3 protein-coding genes are annotated in these 1911 nt (G+C 69.3%); 1 reads left to right on the forward strand and 2 read right to left on the reverse strand.

Annotation, left to right across the window (positions count from 1 at the left end; genetic code table 11):
- Together NHG85_RS10435 and NHG85_RS10440 are read right to left on the reverse strand one after the other, a co-directional pair.
- Window positions 1–429: universal stress protein (locus NHG85_RS10435; protein WP_253332162.1), on the reverse strand; the 429-nt coding region annotated here is incomplete at its 3' end.
- A complete protein-coding gene (locus tag NHG85_RS10440; protein ID WP_253332165.1) occupies window positions 429–1307 on the reverse strand; it encodes a universal stress protein in 879 nt (292 codons plus the stop codon). The genes NHG85_RS10435 and NHG85_RS10440, both read right to left, overlap by 1 nt.
- A gap of 145 nt (window positions 1308–1452) precedes the next feature.
- Here NHG85_RS10440 and NHG85_RS10445 point away from each other — a divergent pair, with 145 nt between their 5' ends.
- Window positions 1453–1872, forward strand: a complete 420-nt coding sequence (locus tag NHG85_RS10445) for a c-type cytochrome (protein WP_253332167.1) — start codon at window positions 1453–1455, stop codon at window positions 1870–1872.
- Window positions 1873–1911 lie beyond the last annotated feature (39 nt).

The raw sequence follows: 1911 nt of genomic DNA on the forward strand, positions 1-1911 counted from the left end.
CGGCGGGATCATCAGCACCGGGCGGCCCGCGTGGCGAATCAGCTCCTCCTGCGGGCGGGCCGCAGTTTCGTGCTCGGGACGTGCGACGAGAACGAGATCGGCAGCGCGGGCGCTTTCGCACAGCCGCTCGCCCACCGTCGCGAGCCGCGCCTCGAGGCAGCGCCACTCGGGCGTCACGCCCTCGCGCTCGGCCGCGCTCAGGAACGCCGCCTCGATCTGTTGGGCGGTGTCGCGCTGGCCGCTGCGAATTTGGGTAATGATTTCGCCGGTGAGGTAGATCGACGTCGCCGGATAGACGTAAGGATCGGGCAGGACGAACAGCCCCATAAGATGCGCTCCGTGGCGGCGTGCCAGCGCGGCCCCGCTGCGCGCGAGCGTCTCGGCGCTTTCGGTTTCGGTGAAACACAATGCAATGGTTCTACAGCTCATTAGATATCTCCCATATGGGCGTTTTCGACGCCGATCGACGGCGGTACGGCAAGGATGTCGCAAGGCGGATCGGCCATCAGGCCCCGCGCGACGCTGCCCAGGAGCGCCTCCGACAGGCGGGGCCGGGAATGCATGCCGATGGCCAGAAGATCGGTGGGCGCTAGTGCGATCTGCTGGCGGATCGCGACGGCGGGCACCTGTTCGACGATCAGCCGGTCGCTTTGGCGGACGCGCGCCTCGTCCCCGCCGAGAAAGGTCGCCATTCCCGCCCTCGCCTCGGCGCGTGCGCGGTGCCGCTCGCCTTCGAGAACCTCGTGCCGCGATGTGCCGCGCAGGTATCGGCCAAAGGGTATGGTAAAGGCATTGAGGGCGTAAAAACGCGCCTCGGGGGCAAGGCGCTCCGCCGCCGTCAGCGCCTCGCGCGCGGCGAGCGAGAAATCGGTGGCAAGCAGAACCGAACGGTAGGGCGCGTCGCTGTCGCTTCGCACCACCAGCAGCGGGATGCCGCAGGCCTTCGCCACCCGCTCCACGGTGGTGCCGCGAAACAGGTCGAGCAGGCCGGGGTGACGATGCGTGCCCATCACCAGCAGGTCCGCGCCCTCCTCCTCGATCCGGTCGAGGACGACCATCCAGTCCGTACCGACGCCGATCCGCGCCGTCACCTCAAGGCCGAACCGCTCGCGCAGATCACCGGCCTTGCCTTCGAGCCGCGCCATCAGGGAGGTCTCGAACATGGCGTGCAGGTCGTCCGGCAGCCCGCCCTGCATCACGTGCAGCAGCACCAGCCCGGCGCCGAGCCCGCGCGCCAGCACCGCGGCCCGGCGCAGCGCGATGTCGCCTTCCTCCGTCATGTCGGTGGCAGCCAGTATTCGCTCCATCTTTCGGACCTTTCATTCTTCATGGGCCCCAGGGGCCATCGCCTTCTGCCCCGACGGTAGGATGCGCCACGCCTGCCTGCCTTGATCCAGGTCAAGATGCGCAAGCCGCTTCTCGGGCAGGCTCGGTACATGGGAGGATCACGCCATGCGATACGCCACGCTGCTCGTTCTCGCCCTCGCCGGAAGCGCTCAGGCGCAGGATCAGGGCGCGGCCGATGCGGCCTCGATCGAGGCCGGTCGGGATGTCTACATGGTCTTCTGCCAGACCTGCCACGGCGCCGAGGGGCGCGGCGGCGGCCCGCTGGCCAAGATTATGACGCGCGAGCCCCCCGACCTGACCGGCCTTGCCGCGCGCAACGACGGACGCTTTCCGGCCGAGATGGCGACCCGCCAGATCGACGGGCGCGATCCGCTGCCCGGCCATGGTGGCGAGATGCCGGTCTTCGGCCCGATCTTCGACACGGATTTCGCCGCCCTCACCGCCCCCTCCGGCCAGCCGATCCTGACGAGCCGCACTATCGCCGACCTGATCCACTGGCTCGAAACCATTCAGGTCGATGGCTGAGCGCGCGGCCCTGCGCCCGGGGTCGGACGGGGCGGCCCC

Source organism: Limimaricola litoreus, from assembly GCF_024159025.1.
GTDB lineage: Bacteria > Pseudomonadota > Alphaproteobacteria > Rhodobacterales > Rhodobacteraceae > Limimaricola > Limimaricola litoreus.

What these genes read in the sequence shown, in the direction of transcription:
- NHG85_RS10440 (WP_253332165.1), bottom strand. Translation starts at nt 1,307, where the DNA reads ATGGAGCGAATACTGGCTGCCACCGACATGACGGAGGAAGGCGACATC.
- NHG85_RS10445 (WP_253332167.1), top strand. Translation starts at nt 1,453, where the DNA reads ATGCGATACGCCACGCTGCTCGTTCTCGCCCTCGCCGGAAGCGCTCAG.